This window comes from Marinobacter sp., from assembly GCF_034669625.1.
In the GTDB taxonomy this organism is placed as follows: domain Bacteria; phylum Pseudomonadota; class Gammaproteobacteria; order Pseudomonadales; family Oleiphilaceae; genus Marinobacter.
Genome location: NZ_JAXMOY010000002.1, coordinates 91230 through 115135 on the forward strand (window position 1 = coordinate 91230; position 23906 = coordinate 115135).

21 protein-coding genes are annotated in these 23906 nt (G+C 55.3%); 3 read left to right on the forward strand and 18 right to left on the reverse strand.

The features are described 5' to 3' along the window. The first annotated feature begins 18 nt into the window (after positions 1-18). Positions 19-177, forward strand: a complete 159-nt coding sequence (locus VOI14_RS02435) for a YqaE/Pmp3 family membrane protein (RefSeq protein ID WP_091998138.1) — start codon at positions 19-21, stop codon at positions 175-177. Between the two features lie 8 nt (positions 178-185). Here VOI14_RS02435 and VOI14_RS02440 read toward each other — a convergent pair whose 3' ends face one another. After that, positions 186-1826 (reverse strand): MBL fold metallo-hydrolase, encoded by a 1641-nt coding sequence (locus tag VOI14_RS02440; protein ID WP_323750442.1) that lies wholly within the window; start codon positions 1824-1826, stop codon positions 186-188. 277 nt (positions 1827-2103) lie between these two features. On the opposite strand from VOI14_RS02440, the gene VOI14_RS02445 reads away from it, so the two are divergent. After that, positions 2104-2529, forward strand: coding sequence for a thioesterase family protein (locus VOI14_RS02445; RefSeq protein ID WP_323750443.1), 426 nt, complete (start codon positions 2104-2106; stop codon positions 2527-2529). Positions 2530-2605: 76 nt separating this feature from the next. Here the strand turns inward: VOI14_RS02445 and VOI14_RS02450 are convergent, their stop codons facing one another. The 6 genes from VOI14_RS02450 to VOI14_RS02475 form a co-directional block, all read right to left on the reverse strand. After that, complete coding sequence (locus VOI14_RS02450) at positions 2606-2797, reverse strand: CsbD family protein (RefSeq protein WP_323750444.1); 192 nt, start codon at positions 2795-2797, stop codon at positions 2606-2608. A gap of 327 nt (positions 2798-3124) precedes the next feature. Further along, complete coding sequence (locus tag VOI14_RS02455; RefSeq protein WP_323750445.1) at positions 3125-4441, reverse strand: MATE family efflux transporter; 1317 nt, start codon at positions 4439-4441, stop codon at positions 3125-3127. A 262-nt stretch (positions 4442-4703) separates the two neighbouring features. Continuing rightward, on the reverse strand, positions 4704-5204 hold the full coding sequence (gene tpx, locus VOI14_RS02460) for a thiol peroxidase (RefSeq protein WP_323750446.1): 501 nt from the start codon (positions 5202-5204) through the stop codon (positions 4704-4706). Between the two features lie 154 nt (positions 5205-5358). Further along, entirely contained in the window at positions 5359-6582 is a 1224-nt protein-coding gene (locus tag VOI14_RS02465; protein ID WP_323750447.1) for a Bcr/CflA family multidrug efflux MFS transporter, read from the reverse strand. Between the two features lie 151 nt (positions 6583-6733). Next, on the reverse strand, positions 6734-7645 hold the full coding sequence (locus VOI14_RS02470) for a LysR family transcriptional regulator (RefSeq protein ID WP_323750448.1): 912 nt from the start codon (positions 7643-7645) through the stop codon (positions 6734-6736). A 69-nt stretch (positions 7646-7714) separates the two neighbouring features. After that, positions 7715-8866 (reverse strand): alpha/beta fold hydrolase, encoded by a 1152-nt coding sequence (locus VOI14_RS02475; protein ID WP_323750449.1) that lies wholly within the window; start codon positions 8864-8866, stop codon positions 7715-7717. 182 nt (positions 8867-9048) lie between these two features. Here VOI14_RS02475 and VOI14_RS02480 point away from each other — a divergent pair, with 182 nt between their 5' ends. Then, entirely contained in the window at positions 9049-9963 is a 915-nt protein-coding gene (locus tag VOI14_RS02480) for an acyltransferase (RefSeq protein ID WP_323750614.1), read from the forward strand. Here VOI14_RS02480 and VOI14_RS02485 read toward each other — a convergent pair. The 11 genes from VOI14_RS02485 to VOI14_RS02535 all read right to left on the reverse strand — a co-directional run bounded on the left by VOI14_RS02485 (position 9957) and on the right by VOI14_RS02535 (position 23522). After that, positions 9957-10946 carry a S41 family peptidase gene (locus tag VOI14_RS02485; protein ID WP_323750450.1) on the reverse strand — a complete coding sequence of 330 codons (990 nt, stop codon included), beginning with the start codon at positions 10944-10946 and terminating at the stop codon, positions 9957-9959. The genes VOI14_RS02480 and VOI14_RS02485 overlap by 7 nt on opposite strands. A 117-nt stretch (positions 10947-11063) precedes the next feature. Continuing rightward, positions 11064-11882, reverse strand: coding sequence for a hypothetical protein (locus VOI14_RS02490; protein WP_323750451.1), 819 nt, complete (start codon positions 11880-11882; stop codon positions 11064-11066). Further along, positions 11882-12337, reverse strand: a complete 456-nt coding sequence (locus tag VOI14_RS02495; RefSeq protein WP_323750452.1) for a YcfL family protein — start codon at positions 12335-12337, stop codon at positions 11882-11884. Before VOI14_RS02495 ends, VOI14_RS02490 begins: the two co-directional genes overlap by 1 nt. Then, positions 12334-13578 carry a hypothetical protein gene (locus VOI14_RS02500; protein WP_323750615.1) on the reverse strand — a complete coding sequence of 415 codons (1245 nt, stop codon included), beginning with the start codon at positions 13576-13578 and terminating at the stop codon, positions 12334-12336. The genes VOI14_RS02495 and VOI14_RS02500 overlap by 4 nt, the downstream gene beginning before the upstream one ends. Continuing rightward, entirely contained in the window at positions 13562-14203 is a 642-nt protein-coding gene (locus VOI14_RS02505) for a penicillin-binding protein activator LpoB (protein WP_323750453.1), read from the reverse strand. The genes VOI14_RS02500 and VOI14_RS02505 overlap by 17 nt, the downstream gene beginning before the upstream one ends. A gap of 18 nt (positions 14204-14221) precedes the next feature. Further along, positions 14222-15769 carry a carboxyl-terminal protease-like protein gene (locus VOI14_RS02510; RefSeq protein WP_323750454.1) on the reverse strand — a complete coding sequence of 516 codons (1548 nt, stop codon included), beginning with the start codon at positions 15767-15769 and terminating at the stop codon, positions 14222-14224. Between the two features lie 255 nt (positions 15770-16024). Further along, a complete protein-coding gene (locus VOI14_RS02515; protein ID WP_323750455.1) occupies positions 16025-18004 on the reverse strand; it encodes a VacB/RNase II family 3'-5' exoribonuclease in 1980 nt (659 codons plus the stop codon). A gap of 63 nt (positions 18005-18067) precedes the next feature. Then, positions 18068-19795, reverse strand: a complete 1728-nt coding sequence (locus VOI14_RS02520) for a diguanylate cyclase (RefSeq protein ID WP_323750456.1) — start codon at positions 19793-19795, stop codon at positions 18068-18070. Positions 19796-19919: 124 nt separating this feature from the next. After that, a complete protein-coding gene (locus tag VOI14_RS02525) occupies positions 19920-20369 on the reverse strand; it encodes a DUF411 domain-containing protein (RefSeq protein WP_323750457.1) in 450 nt (149 codons plus the stop codon). Positions 20370-20492: 123 nt separating this feature from the next. Continuing rightward, a complete protein-coding gene (locus VOI14_RS02530) occupies positions 20493-23087 on the reverse strand; it encodes a heavy metal translocating P-type ATPase (protein WP_323750458.1) in 2595 nt (864 codons plus the stop codon). A 3-nt stretch (positions 23088-23090) separates the two neighbouring features. After that, positions 23091-23522, reverse strand: coding sequence for a MerR family transcriptional regulator (locus VOI14_RS02535; protein WP_323750459.1), 432 nt, complete (start codon positions 23520-23522; stop codon positions 23091-23093). Between the last annotated feature and the right edge of the window lie 384 nt (positions 23523-23906).

Consider the following 23906-nt stretch of genomic DNA (forward strand, 5'->3'; position numbering starts at 1 on the left):
GACTAAGGAGAGAACTGTATGGATCTTTTGCGAATTTTGATTGCTATTTTGTTACCGCCACTAGGCGTATTTTTACAGGTAGGCATCGGAAAACATTTTTGGATCAACATCTTGCTGACCCTTCTTGGTTACATTCCGGGCATTGTTCACGCGGTCTGGGTGATTGCTAAAAAATAGCCCGGCGGTTAAGCCGGGCCTACGGTATGCCAGAGATCCTCTTTCTGGAATGCCCTGTGCTCGGCTTCCAATTTTAGAAGATGTGCCAACGCCGAGCGGGCTGCCAGCCCGTGAATTGCCGCAGGCACATCGTCATAGGCTTTCGCGGTCAAATTTTTCAGGTTAACCGGAGCCAGCGCTTCCAGTGCCCGGAACACCTTGTGCTCCCGTGACAGGCGGTGGGTAATCAGATAATCCACCACCGACTCGGGTTGTCCCATCAGAAACCCGTGTGCCGGGGCAATGAACTGAACCTTCTCTTCCAGCAATTCGTACAGCGATTCCACATAAGCTTTCATATCGCCGTCCGGTGGATTGATGACCACCGTTGAGCCTTGCATGATGTGGTCACCGGAAAACAGCAAATCCTGATCCGTCAGCAGATAACAGAGGTGATTCGAGGCGTGGCCGGGGGTGTGCAGAACTTTCAGTACACCGGCTTCCGTCGCAATCAGTTCTCCATCCTCGGGGATGTCATCCGGACTGAAGGCGGTGTCTTGCCCGGCATTTTCTGGCGCCGACCAACCAAATACCCGGCAATTGGTGTGTTCTTTTAACAGTTGGGTACCGGGCGAGTGGTCGTGGTGAGTATGGGTGACCACCACCTGATCCACCGCACCGCCGGTAACTTCGAGAATACGTTCGATGTGAGCCGCATTGGCGGGCCCGGGGTCGATCACGGTAAAGCGCTCAAAGCCCAGAATGTATGTGTTGGTGCCGGGCCCGGTCATCATCCCCGGGTTCGGCGCAGTCAGCCTGATTACTCCGGCGGCTACCTCAACCGGTTCGCCCGGCGTAATCTGGGCCTGCACCGTACCGGCCCCTTCCGGGTCCAGCTTCACGGCCTCCTCGTAGGCTGGAGCGTTAGGCTCCAGAAGTACCGGCTGGCCCTTGCGAATCGCCGGCCACGGGTCGGTCGGGAAGGGCTCTGGCGGATTGGCGTGAGCGTATCGCATCAACTCGGAGGTCGTGTTGAAGTCACACAGCACGCGTAAGGTTCGTATGGTCGGTAGTCCTAACAACCGTTGCCCGGCTTTGTGTTCAGCCAATGCCTGCGCCGGTGAAATCCAGACATGATCGATGGTTTCTGAGCCGTCGTGGCTGGCGATTTGCCCGTCGGGCGCTGCGGCAATAAAAAACCGGGTATCAAACCGACGGGGCGGCCCCGGTGGTGTCACCCAATGGCTCAGGTACGCCAAGTGGTCCAGCGGCAAGGTTAACTCATGCTTCTGACATAGCTCTGCCAGGCATATCCTTTCCTGAAACAACGCATCGCGATCCCCATGCACAGGGTGGTCAGCACCGACCAGTTTTCCGGTTTTATCGAGCGCCAGCAGAATTCCGGATTCTTCAAAACATTCCCGAACCGCTGCCAGCATGTAATCCACGCCGCCGCCTTCAACCAAGCTCATGGTCTGGCTGATGGCAGAGTCTTCCACACCGATGGCATGATCCCGGCATTCGGGCTCCTGTTCGTTTACGGCGCCGCCGGGGAAGACAAAATAACCGGGCAGGAAAATCGCTTCCCAAGTGCGTTGCAGCAGGAGGACTTCAATACCGTTCTCGCTATCACGAGTCAGAGCCAAAGTGGCCGCAGGACGAATGCTCATAGATCACTCTTTTCGTTATTTTCGGGACGTGCATAGGTTACCGGTATGGCTTGGGGGAAGGCTTTCCAAAAGCGCTCGGCTGAACCCATGTGACGCTTTTGCTCCGCCATCCGTGGCTCCGCACATTTTTGGAAAGCCTTCCCCCAAGCCCTACCTACTCCTGAGATAGGACGCAGGAGCAGAAGCCAAGATACCCGATACAGGTACAGGATGAGAAGTCACATGCGCAAGGGTATGATGCACGCTCGTTAAAACGATCTTAAAACAGGAAACCACCGTGGCAAGAATCAAACTGGATTTTCCAGACGATGCCTTCAGCTTTGAAACCCGAATTCCCGTCAGAATCAGCGATATTAACGGTGCCAACCATCTGGGCAACGATGCCCTGATATCTATGCTGTCCGAAGCCCGAGCGCAGTTCCTGGTGGATAGCGGCATTGCAGAAACCGATCAAAGTGGCATCGGCATCATCGTCACCGATCTCGCCACCATGTACCAGAACGAGTCGTTTTACCCGGACATGCTGCGCTTCGAAGTAGGATTGATGGATTTCAACAAATACGGTGGGGATTTCGTGTTCCGAGTGAGCAAAGCGGATAGTGATCAGCCCGTTGCCAAGGCGAAATATGGTTTTGTGTTCTTCAACTACAAAACACGTGAAGTCGCCCCAATGCCCGAGAGCTTTCGCGAGCGGTTTGCGTAATCAGAGGGTTTAGTGGGCGGGCAACCGATGGCGCGGGGCGCACCATCGGTTCGGGATCTGGGAGCGGAGATAATGATCAGTTGGAGAGTTTGTTCCACTCTTGCTCGGCTTCGTCTTTCTTCAGACCATATTTTTCCTGAAGCTTGCCGATAAAGTTGTCTTTTTTGCCGCCGATCTCATCAACGTCATCGTCGGTCAGCTTACCCCATTGTTCGCGCACTTTACCTTTCAGCTGTTTCCAGTTGCCTTCCAGAATGTCGTTATTCATAACCTTATCCTCGTCTCGAAAATAATTGCATGAATTCTGAGCTAAAGGGGCAGGTGTTTCTTAACCCTATACCGTTGGTCCGTGTCGGTTCTCGGAGTGACGTTTTGAGAAGGTCACGGCCTCTAGCTCCAAGTAAAACAATGTTGCTGTGCTATCGAGCAATGTAGCTCGGTAATCAGGCTGGCATAGGTGTAATGAGCTGACAATGCTCAAGCCCGGAGTGGATTCCGGCTATTCAAAAGGACTGTTTGTAACTGACTAAAATTCGGTCATTATTTTTGTTCCTTACGGCTTTATTAGCTTCTTGTAAGGTCGGTTCAGAAAGCGTTAGCATGCCAGCGCTTTCTGACCCTGGCGGTACAGGCTGTAGGCCATGATGCCGGCGAGCAGGTTGCCGATCAGCGCCCCGGTCATCAGCCCGGGTAGTCCGCCGATCTGTGAACCTAGCCAGAGCAGGGGCAGGTAGCAGGCGAACAACCGGAGTACCGAGATCAGCAATGCCCGCATCGACATGCCCAAAGCGTTGTTGATGGAGACCATCAGTATGCACACGCCCAAACCGCTGTAGCTCAACGGTACGCGGAGCAAGTAGCTGACCAGTACTTCTTGTACGTTGGCGTCCGAGCTGAACAATGTAGACACCACGCCGGAAGCGCCAAGCCAGACCAGTCCGATGAACAGCTGCCAGCCGATGATAAACCGCACGGCAATGCGCACCAGTTTGCGGATTTGGTCGATTTCTCCGGCCCCCAGCAAGCGCCCGACCATGGGGGGCATGGACATGGTGAGTGCCAGCACGACTACGATGGAGAAAAACTCCAGTCGGGTGCCTAGCCCCCAAGCGGCTACGGCGGCTGAACCAAATCCGGCGACCAGAGCGGTGGCCAGTATCGCGGCCAGTGGTGGCATGAGTTGGCTGACCATGGCGGGCGCCATGATGCCGCCCAGTTGTTTGGTGGCTTTCAGTAATTGCAGTTGGAGTAAGTCAAACCGGAGCCACTGGCGTTTAAGCAGCATCGGGTACATGACCAGGCCGCCGATGCTGAAGGCGGTGATGGTGGCCCAGGCTGCACCGGGCAGGCCCCAGCCGAAAACGAAGATGTAGAGGGCGTCCAGTGCGATGTTGAGCAGACTGGTGGCGATCATCATGTAGCCGGGTAATCGGGTGTCGCCGTTGGCGCGGCTGATGGAGTAACTGAAATACACCATGGCGCCGACCCAGGCGGAGGTGAGCCAGGGTGCCCAGTATTCACGGATAACCGGGCGCAGGGTGTCGTCGGCACCAAGCAGGTCGAGTATCAGGGTTTGTAGCAGCCACACTGAGATGCATAAGATCAGTGCGAGGGCGGCGCCGATGGCGATCACGAGGCCGCCCAGGCGTTGTGCGCGTTGGTTGTCGCCTTGGCCCAAGGTGCGGGAGATGATGGCGGTGGTGGCGATGCCCAGGCCGACGTACATCCCGCTGACGAGTTGTTGCATGGGGACGGTGAAGCCCAGAGCCGCGAGTGGGTCGCGGCCGAGTTGGCCGACGAAGGCGCTGTCGGTGAGTTGGAATGTCATCAGTGAGAGGACGCCGAACAGCATGGGCCAGGTCATGTGGTAGAGCTGGCGGCCTAGGGAGGCGTTTTGCAGGGCTTGTTGCACGTTGGTTTTGGGGCCTTCGGATCTGGATTTGGGGTCGATTCTAACAGGTCTTGTTGGGGGGCATGCCAGTGGTTAGGGCCAGTCGTGCTAATGGTGCATGCAGCCATGCAGGGAGGGCCTTCCAAAAAACGCTCCTTCGGCACGTCCCTGTGACGCCATCCATGGCTGCGCACATTTTTGGAAGGCCCTCCCTGCACGGATGCTTCGGCACCGGAGTATATTTCCCCGGTGCGCGAGCTAGGGTGCAGCTGTTTTCAATCGATTAGAGAACTTTCAGCGCAGCCTCGTAATCTGGCTCGTCTTTGATTTCACTCACCAGTTCGCTGTGGATAACTTTGTCGTTTTCGTCCAGAACCACAACCGCACGGGCGCAAAGGCCAGCGAGGGGGCCGTTTTGGATGCCTACGCCGTAGTCTTGCTGGAAGCTGTAGTTGCGGAACGTTGAGAGTGTTTCTACGTTGTTCAGGCCTTCTGCGCCGCAGAAGCGGGAAGCCGCGAAGGGAAGGTCGGCGGAGACGACGAGGACGACGGTGTTCTCGAGGCTGCCGGCTTTTTCGTTGAACTTGCGTGTGCTGGCAGCGCAGACACCGGTGTCGATGCTCGGGATGATGTTAAGGATTTTGCGTTTGCCGGCCCAGTTTTCGAGCTTTACTTCTTCCAGACCGCTGCTGGTCAGGGTGAAGGGGGCGGCGTTGTCGCCGGCACTTGGGAAGGTGCCGCTGAGTTCGATGGGGTTTCCGTCGAGGGTGACGTTGTTTGGCATGTGTTGCTCCCTTTATGGTTTTGAGGTTGTGTACTTACCCTGTTTAGCTTAAATCGGATGAGTTTTCATCCTTGTTGTTTACTAGACGGGGTATTAAAAGCCTACCCTGATCAAACCTTATGCACAGACACGTGTTTTAGATCGGCGGATCCCCTCAGTTTTGTGAGCCTGCTCTCTGCGCCTCGAAGTCCTGCGCAGGATAACGCTGCACGAGAAGCTGGTAGGCCAATAAGCCCAAAGCGGCACAGGCGGCGATGATGATGGCCATGACTATGGGAGTGCCGTCGTGCAGGTGGCCGACCAGAGCGCCTGCAGTGGCAGCGGCGGCCATTTGTGTGAAGCCGAGCAGGGCCGAGGCGGAACCGGCCATTTTCGGGAAGTTGGCCAGTGCCCCGGCCATGCTTTGGGGGAGAATCATGCCCAGTGCAGCCATAAAGGCGGCTTGGGGCAGAATGACGGCCCATGGGTTATAGACCTGCCCGTAGGCCAGCAGAGTCATAATAACGCTCGCGGCAAGGCTGCCGAACAGGCCGTACCTCAGGATTTGGTCGGGTGTATACCGGCTCGCCAGGCGGATGGAGGCAATGTTACCGATGACGTAGCCAGCAGCGGTGGCCGCGTTATAGAGGCCGAAGTGTTCCGGGGCTACGCCGAAGACGTCAATCAGCACGAAGGCAGAACCGGATAGGTAAGCGAATAGGCCGCCATAGATGGCTGCACTGGTCAGGGCGTAACCAATAAAGGTTGGATCGGTGCTGATCAGCCGGTAGTTGCGCAACAGGCTGCACAGTCGTAACGGCTGGCGGTTTTCCGGTCGCAAGGGCTCGGGGATGCCGATGGCGATGACGGCAACCATGATCAGGGCGTAGGCGGCCATGACGATGAAGATCCAATGCCAATCGAAGATGGCAACGATAGAGCCGCCCAGCGTAGGGGCGATGGCGGGGGCCAGAGCCATCATGCCGGCCAGCATGGCGAGAATTTTTGCTGCGTCTCTTGGGGTGTAAACGTCTCTTACGATGGCGCGAGCGAGTACGGGCCCTGCGGAACCACCAAGGGCTTGTAGAAAGCGGAACAGTTGCAGCATTTCGATATTTGTCGCCAGTGCACAACTAATGCTGGCCAGAGCGAATATCAACATGCCGCCAATCATGATGGGTTTGCGTCCGAATCGGTCCGCCAGTGGGCCGCAGATTAACTGGGCGAAGGCAAAGCCCGCGATGTAAATGCTCAGTGTTAACTGTACTTGAGCGGTGTCCGCACCAAAGTCGCTGCCGATTTGAGGGAAAGCGGGCAAATACATGTCGATTGCCATGGGTGCGAGGGCAACGGCAGCGGCCAGTAATATAGTTGTCCAGATACTTGTCAGTGCGAGCATTGCGATTCAAGGCGCCACGTTGATGTTTGAGAGACGAGCGTGAAAGGACACCTCCCACACTTGCCATCTGCTGAGGTGGTGAAGTCTAGGGGGATGCGCCAAAAAAAATAACGGTCAGATTTTCATTCGATATATGAATGAAATCGATTGATTAGTCGTTCAGGCCGTTCATGGTGGCGGCGACGGAGTTAACCTGGTTGCGAAGCCAGCGGTGGGCGGGGTCGGTTTGGTGTCGGCGGTGCCAAAGCATCAGCAGGGTGAAGGGGTTGTATTCGAACGGCAGCGGCACGTAGGCGAAATCACGCATCAGCTGGGTGCTCATACGCTCGGGCGCCGAAGCGAGCATGCTGGTGCCTCGTAACAGTTCGGGCAAGCCCGAGAAATTAGACACCGTCACCGTGTTCCTGCGCTGAACGCCCCGGGTATCCAGAGTGCTGTCCAGAACGGGTTTTTCGCCGGTGGAGAACAGCACGGTGATGTGGTCGGCTTTAACGTAATCGTCCATGCCTACGGGGGCTTCGCGTATGTTCGGGTCGTAGAACACGACGATGCGATCGGCCATCAAGCCGCGTTGCATGATGTCGGTGGCTTCGGGTGCGTGCGGGCTGATCACCAGATCACAGGCTTCCTTTCTGAGCATGTCGGGGTTGGGGATGCCCGAGGGAATGACTTGCAAATGAATGCCCGGTGCCTGCTCACGAAGTATCTTCACTAAGCCCGGAAGCAGTAAATCCCGCTGGTAGTCGTTGGCGGCAATTGTGAAGCTGAACTCGGCGGTTGCCGGGTCAAAGGGAGGGCCTGAGGGCAGGGTACGGAGGTCATCCAGCAGATGGCGAATGTGCGGGCCGGTTCGCAGTGCGTAGTCCGTGGGCACAATGCCTCGCCCTGACTTAACAAACAACGGGTCGCCGAAAGCCAAGCGCAGGCGGTCCAGGGTGTGGCTGACCGCAGACTGACTGACGCCTAAGCGAACGGCAGCGCGGGATACGCTACTTTCGTCCAGCACGGCAATGAAGGTGGCCAGCGAGCGCAGGTCGAGATTTAATATATCAACGGATTTCATCGATTGGATTTTAGGGGAGGGTGCCCCGAAAGTCACGGGGCACCGCTCATGGCGGTCAGCGCCGAAGGCTCAGTTAGAACGGGCGGCCAGCCAGTCCGCCAATTCCAGCCAACTGGCTTTCGGGGCTTTGCTGCCGGCCAGAATGCCCATGTGCCCGCCGGGCGCGACCCGGAAGGTTTTATCCCCGGAGCTGACGTGGTCCATGATGCGCTTGGCCGCGCCGGGTGTCGCCAGGGTATCGCTCTGTCCAGCGATGGCCAGAAGATTGGCGTTCACATTCTCCAAACGTGCAAAGTCTTCGCCGATTTGAATTTGTCCCTTCGCCAGCTGGTTATCGATCCAGACCCGAACCAGGGTGTCCTGAATGACGCCGCCCGGGTAGGCCACCATTTTGTCCAAGAACGCTGAGGTGGTAGCGTGGTTGGTGACAAACTCACGGTCTCCCAAGCGTACCAGCAACTCCCAGTAGCCCATCGCGCTGCCAACGGGGTTGGAGAGTTTAAAACCGATTGTGTTGGCCCAACCCGGCGTGTGGAACCAGTGGGGTTTTACTTTGTGGATGTGGAAGCCGGTGTGCCGGTATACCGCGCCGGAAATATCGGCAAGTTTCTGGTACATCATGCCGAGAACGCCGGATGCATGGCTGTCGATGGGGAGGCCGACCACAATGGCGTTGCGAATGTGCTGATCCCGGCTCAGGGCCGAATAAAACATGGTGAACATGCCGCCCATACTCCAACCGTGCAGCGATAGTTCTTGTTCGCCACTGTGTTCGCGCACGCGGTTCAGATAGTCGGGTAGTAGTTCGGCCACGTAGGTGTGCAGATTGTAGTGGGTATGTTCCCGCTGAGGTATGCCCCAATCGATCAAATAAACCTCAAAGCCCTTGGCCCGGAGAAAGCGTACCAAGCTGCGCGTCGGGAACAGGTCGTAGATCAGCATGTTCACTGCCAGAGGTGGAATGATGACAATGGGGGTTTTGTGAGTTGTCCGTTCGACCGGGACGATTGTGTCTTCTAACTCAATCGAATCGTCTTCCAGCGGTGGGTAATAACGAAGGCTGACGAGTCCGTTTGTATACAAGGTTTCAAACGGTGTCTGCCCGGCTTGTACCAGGCTGGCTGCCTTGAAAACGCGATCGAAGGCGTTGCCAGCGTAGTGGCGGCTTTGGCGGGAGAGGTCCGATGCCGTGTTGAGGGCAAGCTTCAGTGGCTTAAACATAGGTTGTCCGTTGGTGCGCTAGATTCAGGATGACCTCAAGCGTAAGGCTGAATCATTATTCAGTCCATGGCGAAGTTGTCATGCGGTACCGGCGAAATGGCCACGTCCAGCCACTGCCCAAGGGCGCCGTCGATTGCTATGATGGCGTTTCTTTTGGCGACAAGAATCAAAACAGGACCATCATGCTCAGTTTTCTGCCTGCTCCTCTTATCGGTGTCATCAACTCCATTCTTTTGGCGATCAACACGGTGTTCTGGTGTGTGCTGTTGTATATCCCGGCACTGCTAAAACTGGTGATTCCCCATAAAGGCTTCCGGGTGCTGTGTACCAAGCTGATTATCTGGATTTCCGAATCTTGGGTGGCGTGTAACACGGGCTGGATGAAGCTGACCCAAAGCACTGACTGGCAGGTGATTGGCGCCGACAACCTGAAGCGGGAAAGCTGGTATCTGGTGCTCAGTAACCATCAGAGCTGGGTAGACATATTCGCCATGCAGCGCGTGTTTAATCGTCGGGCACCGTTTCTGAAGTTTTTCCTGAAACAGCAGCTGATCTGGGTGCCGGTGATTGGTCTGGCTTGGTGGGGGCTCGATTTCCCGTTTATGAAGCGGTACACCCGGGAATACCTGATCAAGCATCCGGAAAAGCGTGGCGAGGATTTGAAGGCCACTCGTAAGGCTTGCGAGAAGTTCCGGTATACCCCGGTTAGCGTGATGAACTTTGTCGAAGGCACCCGCTTTACCAAGGCCAAACACGACAAGCAAAATTCACCTTATCAGTACTTGCTGACGCCTAAGGCCGGCGGTGCCGCGTTCGTGCTGGATGCGATGGGTGATTCCATCGAAACGTTGGTGGATGTGACGATTGCCTATCCGAACGGCGCGCCCACTTTCTGGGGTTTCCTGTGCGGCCAGGTGCCTGAAATCCGGATCGATATCCGAACCCAGAATATCCCCGAACATCTGAACGGACGGGATTACACCAACGATGCCGAGCACCGTCAGAACATGAAGACTTGGTTGGGCGAAATCTGGCAGGCGAAAGATAAGCGACTGACGAAGATGCTCGCCAGTCGCTCCGAAGGTGCTAATTATTGAGAGTAGGCCAGAAGTGGGGCGAACTCGGGGTAGATCTGACTAGTGGCCTTCATGACTTCGTCGAAGTTGGGGTCCGAGCCATGCTCCGCTTTAAGATAGCGAGCCATATCCGCAAGTGAGCGGAAGCTCATGTCGGATGTTGATCGGACGTACTCCCAGCCACCAATGCTATCAATGGCAGTACTGCGCCCTACTTCCTTGCCGACTTTTGAACCAATCATGCCGCCGAGGAAACTGCCAAAGGGAACGGACTCCAGCACTTTGTTGGCCGCATAGGCGCCAGCTACCGCTCCCACGGCACTGCCCGTCGTCGCGCCAATGTTGGCATTTATTGCTTTGTTGACCCACTCAGCGGTGACACCGTCACTGGTGTATGGGCTCATGAACTGGCCGGTGTTGTTTTGGATGACCAACTCTTTACGAGATTCAGCTTCCGCTTGACGTTTCATCTCAGCATGATGCTGTTGCATAGCGAGATAGCTTTTTTCCGTGCCTAGCGCTCGCGTGAGCGTGACGTCCTTGGGTGAATCTTCGCCGGGGCGTAGAATCGTCAGCGTAACGTCTGAGCCGGGGGCGCCGCGAATCATCCAAACTAACTCACGTAACGCCAGGTCGTTCACTGGGAGCACTGGCTCGTTTGGCGAGGGGCGCATGGCAAGGATCTGATCACCCTCGGACAGTGCGCCACTGGCAAGGGCAGGACCATCCGGTGCCAGCCAAGTTATAAAGGTCCCTTCCTCTGTTTTTTTAAGAGAGGCTCCGATCAGTCCGTCGCCGGGTTTATCTGCTTCGGCGATCGGATGGCTGCTGACGTCGGAGTGTATAAAGGCATGCCATTCGTCTTGACACAACCAAGTGTAATTGAACGAATCGGGGACATAGGTTACCGCTGCTTTTTTGGGGTAAATCCGGATATTTTCACCCACAGGGGTATGTCGAATACAAAGAGTGAGCCTGGCTTCTGTGCGCTGGTATGAATTCATCAGCGCGGGGTCCGAAGGAGCGCTCGCACAACCACTCAAAGCAGCGGCTAACGGAAGCAGCCATAAAACAGGTTTTATTTGCAAAGTTATGTAGCCTTTTTCCCGTTAAAAAGAGCTTTAGCGAGTTACTTTTGCCAGCGTCTGAAGCGCGAGTTCCTCGCCGATTTCACTCAGGGTCACGGTTTGCTCTATTTTCTGGAAACCGTGATCGGTTGCTTTCCATTGGTAAGCCTTCTGTTTTTCAGGAGGGACTCCGTTGGAACTGAGCATGGCCTTAATGGCGCCGCTGCTAACTTCCAGTACTTCAATTTCGAACGCGCGCGCGGTTAAGCGGTTAAAGACCATCAACATATCTGCGTGTTCACCGAGAGCTCGCATTTCAAGGCGGCGCTGATCCGGGGATAATCGAGAAAAATCACCGGTTTCCAGTGTGTTATCAGTAATCCTCATGATCGCATCGCGGTCGACGACGGTCACGCCGGCCTCCGTGAGCTGGCTGACCAAACCGCTTTGCAACTCAAAGGCAGGGCTGGCAGCTCCCCTGTTCCGGTTTGAGCGGTATTCTGATTGAGCCGCCGCCTGATTTGCGCTCTGTAAATTGACTTTGCCGTCGGGGATTTCACCTTTAAGAGTGCCGCGTGCCGATACGACGCTTCGGCTGTTACTACTCCAGTCACTTACCTGATCATCGAAAGCCCGGTTCCAGAACACGGCCACTCTTGGCATGTTGCTGCCATAGGAGGCTCTGAAACGTTTGAGGATGTCTTCTGCGCTTTCTTGCCGTTGAGGTGCGAAGAGTTCTTCTTGCAGATCACTCTCGGTCAGGGGTTTTTGGGCAGGCGCCATCATCGGCGCTGCCTCGTGGCTGTTGCTGGCTGCAACACTCAGAGCCGGCGCCAGCAGTGGCACACAAAGTGCCATGGCCAGACGTTTCATTAGTTCAGCTCCCGTACTTCCACGCGGTATTGCAGGGGTTGCGTGGAGGTGGACAGTTCACGATAAGTCGCAAGACTGTTCGCCGAAACGGTAAGACGTTGCCAGGTCGGTTTAACGTCGGCGGGTACACCGTCTTGATCGAAAAATTGCGTGCGTGCCTCGACCTGATAGTCATAGTCGGTGTGGTTACGAAGCACGGCATAAACCTCGGTGGTGCCTGTCGCTGTTGCCCGTTGGCCGTGCTGTGTCACGGTGAGCCGGTAGCGTTCACCATCGCCAAATATACCGCCATCCCATGTACGGCTCAGGTTGTAGTCGCTAAACACCACGGAGTTCATGGTAATCGGTGCGGTGCGTTCGGTGAGTCGGGTGCTATCCGAAGGCAAGTTGGTGCAACCCGCCAGTAAGCCCAACCCCATGACGGCTGCGGTAAATGTCTTAACGATAGAGTTCATTGTATTGCTCCTTGGCTTGGTCGGCGCGAGGTGGCAAAGGCCAAACCTGCACCGCGACCATCAAACGTGAACGCTGTTGAGTCCTTGAGCCCCGGGATTTGGTGCCCGTGCTTATCCAGAAAACGGACAGTGACGGATTGTCCGTCGGTAGCGGTGACAGGCAGTACGTGTACGGTATCGGGCAACCCGGCCCAATAACGTATGTCAGCACGGGTATTGGCCGAGGCTGAGAGGCCGTCAGCAGCTACGCTGATCAGACTTACCGCAGCGAAACCGGCGCCGATTACCCCGCCGGCAGCGGCACCAGCGCCAGCCAGCATGCTGTCCTGGCTGATCGTGCTGAGTGCGGAGCCAACAGCCCGGGTGTTTTCCTTGAACTGAATTTGGCCTTCAACAATTCGGTCAATGGCCCGGCCACCCCGGGTTGAAGCCTGAAAGAAAATATCTTCCATAGGGTATACGGCAGACCACTGTTCGCCATCGCGGACCTCCGCGCCAACATCTCTGAAATTCTTACCTCGGCGGTACACCAGCTGATAATGACCGACGCCATCGCCGAGTTTTCGAGGTGAGTGGCCGGTTTCAACAATCAGTAAGGCATTGTCGGTGGCGTTCGGGATTGGGGCATCGGGGCGGTACAGCTTGAGCTCTTCGAAATGTTGCTGGGCCAGTTGCTCGCTACCCATCTGCAGTGCTGACCAGCCCGCTAAGTACAGTAACAAAGCAAAATCGGCGCTGTTCTGTTCCTCTTCGGCGAAAGCATCTTGCAGCAGGCCAGCCAAAAAGCTTGCCCGGGCGTTACCGTAGTCGCCTTCCTCCAGATAAATCAGGCCAAGATAAAAGTACACCATGGCCCGTTCATAAGGTTCGCCTTTAAAGTCCTTCTCGGCTTCTTCGTACCAGATACTTCGTGCTTTTCTGGCGGAATCGGTGTCGGCGTAAACGTTCTCGATTTCAAGTCGAGCTTGAGTGAGGGTGTTCTTAGCCTCGCTTTTGTAGCCGGCCCGGTAAGCTTTGACACCGATTTCCATCAGGTTCAGTACTTTATTGCGTGAGCCTTCTTCGAACAGGTTTTGAAAATCTGCACGCAACGGCGCCGGCTTGCTGGCCACCAGAGCTTGTTCCGAAGGAGCAAGCTCGGCGCGGTCATAAACCTTGGGGCCGCTTGCGCAGCCTACCAACGTGCCTGCAATGGCCATGGCCATTGCAGGCTTCAAGAAACGATTATCGATAGACCACATTGTCACGGGCTGCCTTTCTCATTTCATAGAGACCGCTCCACACGATGGTGCCGAGCTCAAGATCAACCATTTCAAAGCTAATTTGACTGTAACGGGACTGGGTACCGGTGTTGCGGTCGATGGCGTCCAGTGATGAAATCCGGCCACCCAGACGGAAATCTGCGCCGGCTTGTGCCGCAGTCTTGCGAATGGTTCCGCCATCTACGGTGCCGTCACGTTTCAGGTCCCGTTCTTTCTGGACCATGTCTGAGAAGTGGCGACCAACGAAGATCATGCGGCCATTGGCAGCACGGTTTAGTTCGATGCGCAGACGATCGGTGAGCATGTTGGTATTCACGACCGACGTGCTTTCGTTTTTAATGTACTCGTTGTCGATAATAATGCGTGGCGGTGTTGAACGACCGGTCAGCAGAGGGTTAGCCAGCATGTCGCGCATCATTTTGTCAGTTACGGCGACCACATCCTGACTCTCGATGCCTACCCCTCCCACACTGCCGGTGGTGGACACATCTTCGTAAACGCTAGGCTTGCCTTTAACGTTATCGATATTGCTGGCACAGCCAGACAGAACAAGGCTGGCGGTTGCCAGAGCGCAGACCGTTTTCAGCGTGGTTTTCCTAAACATTTCGTTCTCCATTGGATGTTAGCGGACTTGCGCGAGGACTTCGGCCAGTTCGGGGTAGATTTGTCGCGTGGCGTTCATGGCATCTGCGAAGTTTTCCGTTGTGCCATATTTAGCTTTCAAATATCGCGCCATGGATGCAATGTCATCAAAACTGCGGTCGGAGGAAGCGCGAATGGCTTCCCAGCCGCCTGATGCGCTGATGGCTGTTTGGCGGCCTACGTTTTTGCCGATCTCTGCGCCAACAGCGCCGCCCAAAAAGCCGCCCACAAACGGAATCTGCTCAAGCGCTTTCTCACCCAGGTAAGCGCCGGCGACGGCGCCAACGCCGGTGCCCGCGGTGGCGCCGATGTTCGCGTTGATGGCGGAATTGACCCACTCAGCGAGCACGTCGTCACTGGTGTACGGGCTCATGTATTGGCCCTGGTTGTCATGGCGCACTAACTGTTCAAGCAGCTCGTCTTCGGTCGGAATGCGAATGTTCCCGTTGGCATCGCGGAGTTTTCCACTTCGGGCGGCAGCCAGCAGTTGTGGATCAGGCGCCTCATTAGTCATACGGTCCACCAAGCCAGCAGGCAGGCCACCTGCTTTGAGTATCTCGCGATGATTGTCCGTCAGGCCGTTGTAATAACCGGAGGGGAATTCCCGGATATCGGTTATCTGGCCGTTTACCACAACGGGTATTGCGTATTCGTCCTCCGGATAGGCATTCAGCACCTGAACCAACAATTCGTCGGCGCCGGCGCCTTGATTCAGTTTGGCCTTGAGCTCAAAACCTTTCAGGCCTTCCGGGCCTATTAGCCAAGCCTGCTCTGATTCAGGAAGAACCTCGATGTAGCCTGGTATAGAGGCCTGCTCGGTGTGGTACGCCAGCCCTTCGTCTTTTGGAGCCAGTTGCGCAAGACGTGTGAGCGCCGACGGGCGGTAGACCGAGCTTTGCCCCGGTCCAAACAAATAGTCTGCTAGTTCCTCCCGAGTTTGAGGGTCGATTCGCTCGAATTCCTCCCGTTGCTGATCGATGGCCGTCAGCAAGTGGCTTTTATGAAAGTCGTATAAATAGTCTTGGGCAATTTGTTTTTGGTATTCCGGGCCTGAACTTAGGCTGCCTAAAAATAATGGGGTCGGAAAGTAAACCGAAAAGTACCCATCTATGGTGTACTCGATGTCGCTTTTAACTAAAGACATGCCTTTCCAATTGAGTTCATAGCTATCGATGTAGGTGTGTTCTTCGTATGCGGGCACTAAGGTCAACGTGACCAAGTAAAATAAAAAACTGAGCCCGTTGAAGTCATATTCGGCCAGCTTGTTCTGTCGTGTAATGGTGACTAACGGTGCTGCATTGTCCGGTGGGATTAGCCAGTCCGGCTCATCATCTCCCATAAGATGAAACGGAATCAGGGCGTTCCCATGGGCTGTTGGAGTGGAAGCCTGAACGCTGTCGGGGTCAAAACTGAAGGTCTGACAACCGGCGAGCAGAACGATCAAGCTCAAACCGATTAGTGCCCTGCCGGCACGCTGAAGGAAAGTTCGTGATGCCATGGACGAGGTATGAACGGGACGAGATGTCATCCTTGAAATCCTATTTAAGAGATTGAAGCCAAAGAGCGTGGCCAACCATTATGAATAGGATGATTTTATAACCAACTTTTAATGAAGGTGTTAGGCCGAAGATGCCAAGTGCATGTTGTTAGGCAGAATTGGGGGGGGGTAGAGCTTTAATTTAGTTGAGTAAGTTATTAAAAGTAAGCCCCTTTTTCTACAGGGGCTTACTTTGTGTCTAAATGATTCGTTTCGTAACTTTATGTTAGCGTGCCTGGTGTGTGGTCATGTTGATGAAGTGGCAGTCGGCACGTCGTTCGCACTTACCAGCTTGAAATTGATCTGTCTTCGCTCGTCGTCCACGCCCACAAAACTGACGCTTACCCGTTGCTCGAGCTGGAAAATACGACCGTTTTTGTTGTGAATTAACCGCAGGGTAATCGGGTCAAACCCGAACTTTCCTTCCAGATCCCGGCAGCTGACAAAGCCCTCCAGGCCGTTGCAGTCCAAGCGTACGAAGAAGCCGGGAGGTACGGTGCGGCTGATGGTGCCTTCCATCGGTTCATCCGTTAGCGTCTTGGCAAAGTCCGCCTTCAGCCAAGTTTCCAGCGAGTTGGCGGCTTGGCGTGCCTTGAACTGAGTCGTCTGCAGGGTTTCCAGCTGTGTGTTATTCAACGCTTTGATGGGGGCATCCCAAAGCGCTGCTTTGATCAGCCGGTGCACGTAGTAATCGGAGAACTTACGCAGCGGCGAGGTGAACGTGGTGTAGGCGGTCAGCCCCATACCCTGATGCGGCGCAGGCTCTGCGCTGAGTTCAGCGCGAGCAAGCTGTCGGGACAAGATCGATTTCACCGGGACTTCCGCTTCCAGTTGCTCGCATTGTTTCATCAACGCTTTGAAGCCATCTGCGGTACCGGCATCGAGATCCGCCATCTGCGGAGCATAGCCTTCCAGCAGTTTACGAATGTTGTCGGCACGGTCGTCTCGCAGCCCCGGGTGCTGGATGAACAGGCCCTTGCTCTGCTGGCTCAGGAAGTCGGCGGCACAGCGGTTGGCGGCGACCATACATTCTTCCACCAAACGGTGGGCTTCGTTCTGAACCGACGGCTCGATCAGGCGAATACGACGATTTTCATCCAGTCGCAGACGGAACTCAGGGCGGTCGCTGCTGAGCAGTGCGTGTTCAGCGCGCCATTTGCGAAGGGCCGTGGCTACCTGGTGGAGTTGATCCAAGCTGTTGCTAACATCGTCCGGAAGGGCGTTGATCTCGTCGTCTTCCCGGCCTTCGATCAGGTGGGCAACCAGTTCATAACTGAGTTTGCCTTTGGAGCGGATGACGGCTTGATGGAAGCTGTAATCGCCTAAGCTACCATCGTTGTTGACTTGTAGGTCGCACACCACAACCAGTCGCGGCACATCGGGCATCAGTGAACATAAGCGCGTACTGATGCTGTCGGGCAGCATGGGCAGGGGCTCGCCGGGGAAGTAGATCGCAGTTGCCCGCTTAAAGGCTTCTTGCTCGGCTGGGCTGTCTGGCTCGATCAAAGCTGTGGGATCAGCGATGGCAATCGACAGGGTCCAGCCAGTGGCGTTTGGCGTTGCCTTGAGGGCGTCGTCCATGTCCTGAGTGCCCGGGCTATCGATGGTGACGTAAGGCTCGGCGGTCCGATCTTCCCGGCTGTCTGTAACAGCGGTGATGCTCTCTTCCGTCAGCTTGTCGGCTTGTTGTTGCACGTCTTCGGGCCAAGCGTCGGCCAGATCGAAGTTGGCAAGGGTGAAGGCGCGTTCAATACCCGGTTCGCCAGTTTTACCGATAATGCGCAAGATCTTTGCCTGACCTTTGCCGTCCTTGATCGGGTGGCGGTGGATCTGGCAATACACAAAATCGTCAGGTTCAGCGCCCATGCGCTCTTTCGGCGGAACGAAAATCCAGCGATTGATGCCCGGGGTTTCCGGTGCCACAAAATGGCCTTTACCTTTGACCAGATAACGGCCTACAAAGGTGGTCAGGTTGGTTTCCAGAAGCTCGTCGATAACGCCTTGGGTTTTGCCTTTGTCGGCTTCCTGCTCAACAACGTTCACGCGATCGCCCGGGAGTACTTTCTGCATCTCCTCGGGCGGGAGGAATACGTCCCGGCCTTCATCGAGGGCTACGAACCCAAAACGCCCGTTGGTGGACTTAACGGTTCCGGGGAAAACCACCTTGTTGTCTTTGATATCGGTTTTCAGCTGGCGCAACTGATTGAGAGCGTCGGCATTGAGCATGAAGAAGTAACCTGGGCTTAAAATGGATGATGCTGCGAAGTATAACGGTTCTGCCAGTGTGAGTCAGATTTGTCGGGAGGTCTGGATCTCTTCGTCAATACCGGTCTGGATGTAGACCCGGTTTCGACCTTCATTCTTGGCGATATACAGGGCACTGTCGGCATTGCGCAGGATGGTGTCCATACTATCGTCTGGTTGGCAGAAATAGCCGCCCACGCTCACTGTAACCGGGATGCCGGTGTAAGTACTTTCCTGCTCAATACAGGCTCGTATGCGGTGGGATATCTGTTCCAGTATCTCTTCATCGCATGGCGACAGCACGACGACAAATTCGTCTCCGCCCCAGCGACCGAGGTGATCATAGGGGCGTACTGAGGTTTCCAGCCAGCGAGCAACATTCTGCAGGACTTCGTCCCCCGCTTGATGGCCCTCGGTGTCATTGATGGTTTTGAAGTGGTCAATATCCAGCCAGATAAGACCTAAGCCTTTGCCTTCACGCCGGGATTTGTGGATAGAGGAGTTGATGGCCTCGTCCAGGCCTCGGCGATTCTTCAAGCCTGTGAGCGCATCGATACGTGCGAGTTTGTGTAACTCTTCTGTGCGTTGGATAACCTTGCTTTCGAGATCGTGGGTGGTGTCCCGCAGGGCCGTTGTCATTTTTTCGAAATGATCGACCAGCCGACCGATCTCGTTATCTGGTTTAGACAGGTACGGCAGATCGAAACGGCCATCTTTTAAGCGTTGAACACCTTGCTCCAAGCTCATCACTGGCTTCAGGATGCGCGATTGAATAATTTGGTGAAAAACCAGCAAAGTAATAAGCAGACTGGCTAGAAAAACAGCAATCAGCGGCCAGAGGAAACTGGTTGGGATAAGTGTATCTAAGTCCAGCAGGGTAACCTCGAACCAGCCGATGGCTGGTAGAAACGCGACGCCAGCCAGGTGCCTTTTTCCATCAATTGTGACGAAGCCACTCTCAATCGGGCGATCTTCATGTGTGCGTTTTTTGAGCATCTGTAGCATGCCCAGAATCTTTTGCTTGTCCTGGGAGGCTTCAAACAGCAAATCGATGGTATTTTTTTGGCCTTCGGGTTTGACGATGCTGGCAAAGTCGATGTAGTTGCGGTCTCGGTAGAGCTGAATGGCGCCGCTGTAATCCACAAACAGCGTGGTGATGCCCTCTTGGTTCAGGTCGACGATGTTTTCCAGAAAGTTGTCCAGATTCAGACCGGTACCGACCATGCCGAGGATATTGCTGTTTTCATCGCGCATCAGCACATCGATCCAGAGCATGGTCACACCAAGCTCTTGATCCGGATTGATGTTGATATGGAAGTCTCGCCCCTCGTCAATCAGCTGATAAAACCAGGAGTCATCGGGTTTGTTGGGATCGAGCACATAACGAAACGGGTTATCCGCATATTCGTTTTCTGCGTTGTTGAAGTAATAATGTTCGTTGTTTCTGAGTGCAGCAAAATAGCTCTTACCCCGGAAGTTATTCCTGAAGCTTTCCAATTGTTTGAGGGCTATTTTTTTCGCTTGGTCATCTTCGGGATTTTTTGCCCATCGGACAATCGCTGAGGATTGTGCCATTTGACGGGCGAGGCCGATTTCCCGTTCTAAAGATTGCAGAAGACGAGCACTGTCGTAGCGAACCTGAATTTCGGCGACTTGTTTGCCCCAGCGCTCGACAATGCTTGAAGATAAGTGTTGATAGGCCAACCAAGATGCCGTTGCCGCGATTACGATCAGCAGCGTTACGATGCCTAGAAACCGAGTTTTGAGGCTCAAAAACGTGTCCCTGTTATTGGTCTGTCTGCGTGAACCTCAATCATAGAACACTAGGCTGCCTGAGTGTAGAAAAAATAGGCAGTTTGTGCCGGGACTTCCGAACCTCGGCACCGTATTGATGGGGTCACTGATGTTCCGAAAACACCCGGGTTTGGCCCTGCTCATTAAACAGAATCACCTTGTAGTGATCCTTTCGATCACCCATTTCCATGCCCGGAGAGCCCACCGGCATTCCCGGTACGCTCAGGCCGGTGGCCTTGGGCGCTTCGCTGAGCAAGCGCTTGATGTCATCAGCCGGCACATGGCCTTCGATGACGTAGCCGTTCACGGTTGCGGTGTGGCAGCTGCCTAAACCCGGGATCAGGCCTGCTTCGGCTTTGATTCTGCCCATATCGTTGCTGTTGGTAGCGGTTACATCAAAACCGTTTTCTTTCAGATGGTCTATCCAATCGCCGCAGCAGCCACAGGTCGGGGATTTGTACACGTGAATGCCAGGAGCTGAGCCGCCGGCGAGAGCCGTGGTGGAGAACCCCAGAGCAGCCATCAAGCTGAAGGCCAGAGAGTGTTTTTTCATAGTGGTTACCTCAGTGCTGATGTTGGTCGTCTGTAGAATTTTTGTTCGAACCGGACAGCCAGAACCACCACACAATGGCGGCCATCAGTGTGACTCCGCCGATATTGACCAGAAAAGTTGCCATCAGTTCGATTCCTTGTGTTGTTCGGGTTGTTGGCTGGTTTTAAAGAAACGCAGGCGGTTAGCGTTGGACACGACGGTGACCGACGACAATGACATGGCGGCGCCGGCCAGGATCGGGCTCATCAGAACGCCCCAGACCGGATACAGCAGGCCTGCTGCGACGGGGATACCCAAGGTGTTGTAGACAAAAGCGCCGAACAGGTTCTGCCGAATGTTGGTGACCGTGGCCTGAGAGATTTCGATGGCATCAGGCACACCGTGAAGCGAACCGCGCATGAGGGTGATTGAGGCGCTTTCGATGGCGACATCGGTGCCGGTGCCAATGGCAAAGCCGACATCGGAAGCCGCCAACGCCGGCGCGTCGTTGATGCCGTCACCGACCATGGCGACGGTATAGCCCTGATCGCGCATTTCATTGACCACATCGGCTTTGTCTTCCGGCAGCACCTCGGCGCGAAAATCGTCAATACCGGCAGAACCCGAGATAGCCCGGGCGGTGGCTTCGATGTCACCGGTCACCATCATGACTTTAATGCCGGCTCCATGCAGGCGCTCAATGGCTGCCTTGGAATCGGCTTTGATGGCATCAGCCACTCCGATCACCCCGAGCAACTCAGTGCCGAGTGCCAGATAGAGTGGGGTGCCGGCCTCATCGGTAATGCCTTTCGCGGCGTCGGACAGGTTGTCAACCGACAATCCTTCGGCTTCCAGCCAGCGGCGGTTGCCCAAGCGCAGGGTCTGGCCATTAGCTTGTCCCTGAACCCCCTTGCCGTTCAGGGCCTCGAAACCGGTTACCGAGTCAGGGGCAATGCCTTCGTGCCTGGCCTTGGCGACAATCGCTTCCGCCAGGGGGTGCTCGGAGTGCTGCTCCAGCCCCGCGGCGAGCGCCAGCAGTTTGTCCTCGTTGTTGTCGAGTGGGTGAACCCGGGTCACCGCCGGATGGCCTTCGGTGATCGTGCCGGTTTTATCGAGAATCACCAGATCAATCTTGCCGGCGGTTTGCAGGGCATCGCCCTGGCGAATCAGGACACCGTATTCCGCCGCTTTGCCAACCCCCACCATCACCGACATAGGGGTGGCCAGACCCAGCGCACAAGGGCAAGCGATAATGAGTACCGTGGTGGCGGCTACCATCATGTGCACCACCGCCGGTTCCGGTCCAACGTTGTACCAGATCAGCGCCGAAACCACGGCGATCAGCATCACCGAGGGTACGAACACCGAAGAAATTTTGTCGGCCAGTCGGCCGATGGCAGGCTTGGAGCCTTGAGCCTTCTTCACCAGTTTGATGATCTGCGCCAGCGCGGTTTCGCTGCCCACCCGGGTGGCTTCGTAAATAACCGAACCGTGGGTGTTCAGGGTGCCGGCAGACACTTCATCACCATCGGTTTTGTTCACCGGCATGGGTTCACCGGTGAGCATGCTCTCGTCGATGCGAGTCGAGCCTTCAACAATCACACCGTCCACCGGCAGCTTTTCCCCGGGGCGAACCCGAATGCGATCGCCTTTTTGAACGTCTTCCACCGGGATGTCTTGCTCGTCGCCGTTCCTAATCACCCGAGCGGTTTTTGCCCGCAGATCCAACAGCCGTCGCACCGCTTCGGAGGTTTTGCCCTTGGCGCGCAGCTCCAGTGCCTGACCCAGATTGATCAAACCAATGATCATTGCCGACGCTTCAAAATACACATGCCGCGCCATCTCCGGCAGCGCCTCCGGAATGCTCACCACCACCATGGAATAGAACCAGGCGGTGCCTGTGCCAAGCGCAATCAGGGTATCCATGTTGGCGTTGTGATGCTTGAACGCCTTCCAGGCGCCGGCATAAAAATGGCCCCCGGTCGCAATCATCACGCCCAGCGTCAGGATGCCGAGATTGAGCCAGGTAATCTGGTTTTCACCCGTTACCGTCATCGAGCCAAAACCCATTCCCCAAATCATCAAGATGATACCTAACCCCAGACTGATGGCCATCTTGACCAGCAGGGCTTTGTACTGCTTTTTGTCTTGCTCTTGCTTGCGATCGTCGGCGGCGTCTTCGTCCTCGATCTCACTGGCTCCGTAACCCGCGCTCTCAATGGCTTGAATAAGACGGGCGGTGTCAGAAGCGCCGGTGGCGGTTGCGGTATTGTCAGCCAGATTCATGTGCGCTTGAGAAACGCCGGGCACGGACAACAGCGCCTTCTCGATGGTATTTACACAGGACGCGCAGGTTGCGCCCGTCACCGATAAATGCACCTGATCACCGTCGGAACTCGCGGGTGCCTTTGCCTGAGCATCGTCAGCCGGTTCTTCGTGCCCCGGGAGATCTGCGCCTTTATCACCGAAGTCTTTTTCCTTCGAAGCACAACCGCCAGCTGTTTTCTCCTCGGGCGCTGTCACCGGCTCTGCCGGATACCCGATATCCGTCACGATCTTCGCAGCCTCTGCCACTTCGACGTTTTCAGGCAGAGCGACCGTTTGCTTGTCTAGATCCACCTCAACCAGCACAGGATCTCCGGTTAACGGCTCCAGAGCGTTACGAATCTTTTTCACACAACCCTGACACGAAGCTCCGGAAATACTCAGTGCCGTTTTCAAAACAGGTGCTTCGCTCATGATTCAATGCTCCTTATTTGAAGAAGTCGCGGGGTCGTCCCAATGCTCGATCAAACGACAAATCGTATGTCCGTCCGGAGTCCCATCCGGCATCTCCTGCCAGGCCGATAACGCCGCTACCATTCGCGTGCGCAATTGCTGCAACTCCGCAAGTTCCCGCTCGACCTCAGCCAGCCGCTGCTCAAAGACATCCCGCACCATCGGGCACGGAGAATGCTGCTCATCCGCTTGGCCCAGAATCTGCCGAATCTCGGGCAACGAAAAACCCAACTGTCGAGCCTTGCGGGCAAACCGCAATCGACGCAGGTCCTCAGCATCGTAGTACTGGTAATTGTTGTTCGGATTACGGCTGGGCCGCAGCAAACCTTCCCGGGTGTAAAACCGAACGGTGTCGGGGGTGACATCGGCAGCTGTGGCGAGTTCTTTGACTTTCATAGGCGGCACCCAGTGAACAATGACCCGCAGGATTCAGGTGAATCCACGAATTAAGCCAGCACGGAAAACACGCTACTTGAAGGATAGACTAAAACCTGTGACCAACTCACAGGTCAAAGGTTTCAGGAAGAAGAGTTTTTAGAACGCATGTCAATCCAATTCGAGACTGATATTCGATCTCGTCATGTCTGGTAGCGTTATCTATTTGAATTTATAAGTTTTTTACCCGAATGACGGACAGCTTAAACCCAAAGTTACCAACCTAAGGTGAGATCCAAAATCTGTAATCGAGGATTTCAGCTCGAGAAAAATCTTGATTATTTGAGTAGCGCCGGTCGATGCAGCTAGACCTCTGCAAATAATGGCGTGACAGTGCAGTAAATG

Coding starts and splice junctions, on each gene's coding strand:
- VOI14_RS02495 (WP_323750452.1), bottom strand. CDS start 12,337: ATGAACTCTATCGTTAAGACATTTACCGCAGCCGTCATGGGGTTGGGC.
- VOI14_RS02490 (WP_323750451.1), bottom strand. CDS start 11,882: ATGAAACGTCTGGCCATGGCACTTTGTGTGCCACTGCTGGCGCCGGCT.
- VOI14_RS02475 (WP_323750449.1), bottom strand. CDS start 8,866: ATGTTTAAGCCACTGAAGCTTGCCCTCAACACGGCATCGGACCTCTCC.
- VOI14_RS02450 (WP_323750444.1), bottom strand. CDS start 2,797: ATGAATAACGACATTCTGGAAGGCAACTGGAAACAGCTGAAAGGTAAA.
- VOI14_RS02480 (WP_323750614.1), top strand. CDS start 9,049: ATGCTCAGTTTTCTGCCTGCTCCTCTTATCGGTGTCATCAACTCCATT.
- VOI14_RS02485 (WP_323750450.1), bottom strand. CDS start 10,946: ATGAATTCATACCAGCGCACAGAAGCCAGGCTCACTCTTTGTATTCGA.
- VOI14_RS02530 (WP_323750458.1), bottom strand. CDS start 23,087: ATGAGCGAAGCACCTGTTTTGAAAACGGCACTGAGTATTTCCGGAGCT.
- tpx (WP_323750446.1), bottom strand. CDS start 5,204: ATGCCAAACAACGTCACCCTCGACGGAAACCCCATCGAACTCAGCGGC.
- VOI14_RS02500 (WP_323750615.1), bottom strand. CDS start 13,578: ATGTGGTCTATCGATAATCGTTTCTTGAAGCCTGCAATGGCCATGGCC.
- VOI14_RS02515 (WP_323750455.1), bottom strand. CDS start 18,004: ATGCTCAATGCCGACGCTCTCAATCAGTTGCGCCAGCTGAAAACCGAT.
- VOI14_RS02465 (WP_323750447.1), bottom strand. CDS start 6,582: ATGCTCGCACTGACAAGTATCTGGACAACTATATTACTGGCCGCTGCC.
- VOI14_RS02505 (WP_323750453.1), bottom strand. CDS start 14,203: ATGTTTAGGAAAACCACGCTGAAAACGGTCTGCGCTCTGGCAACCGCC.
- VOI14_RS02510 (WP_323750454.1), bottom strand. CDS start 15,769: ATGACATCTCGTCCCGTTCATACCTCGTCCATGGCATCACGAACTTTC.
- VOI14_RS02440 (WP_323750442.1), bottom strand. CDS start 1,826: ATGAGCATTCGTCCTGCGGCCACTTTGGCTCTGACTCGTGATAGCGAG.
- VOI14_RS02435 (WP_091998138.1), top strand. CDS start 19: ATGGATCTTTTGCGAATTTTGATTGCTATTTTGTTACCGCCACTAGGC.
- VOI14_RS02470 (WP_323750448.1), bottom strand. CDS start 7,645: ATGAAATCCGTTGATATATTAAATCTCGACCTGCGCTCGCTGGCCACC.
- VOI14_RS02525 (WP_323750457.1), bottom strand. CDS start 20,369: ATGAAAAAACACTCTCTGGCCTTCAGCTTGATGGCTGCTCTGGGGTTC.
- VOI14_RS02535 (WP_323750459.1), bottom strand. CDS start 23,522: ATGAAAGTCAAAGAACTCGCCACAGCTGCCGATGTCACCCCCGACACC.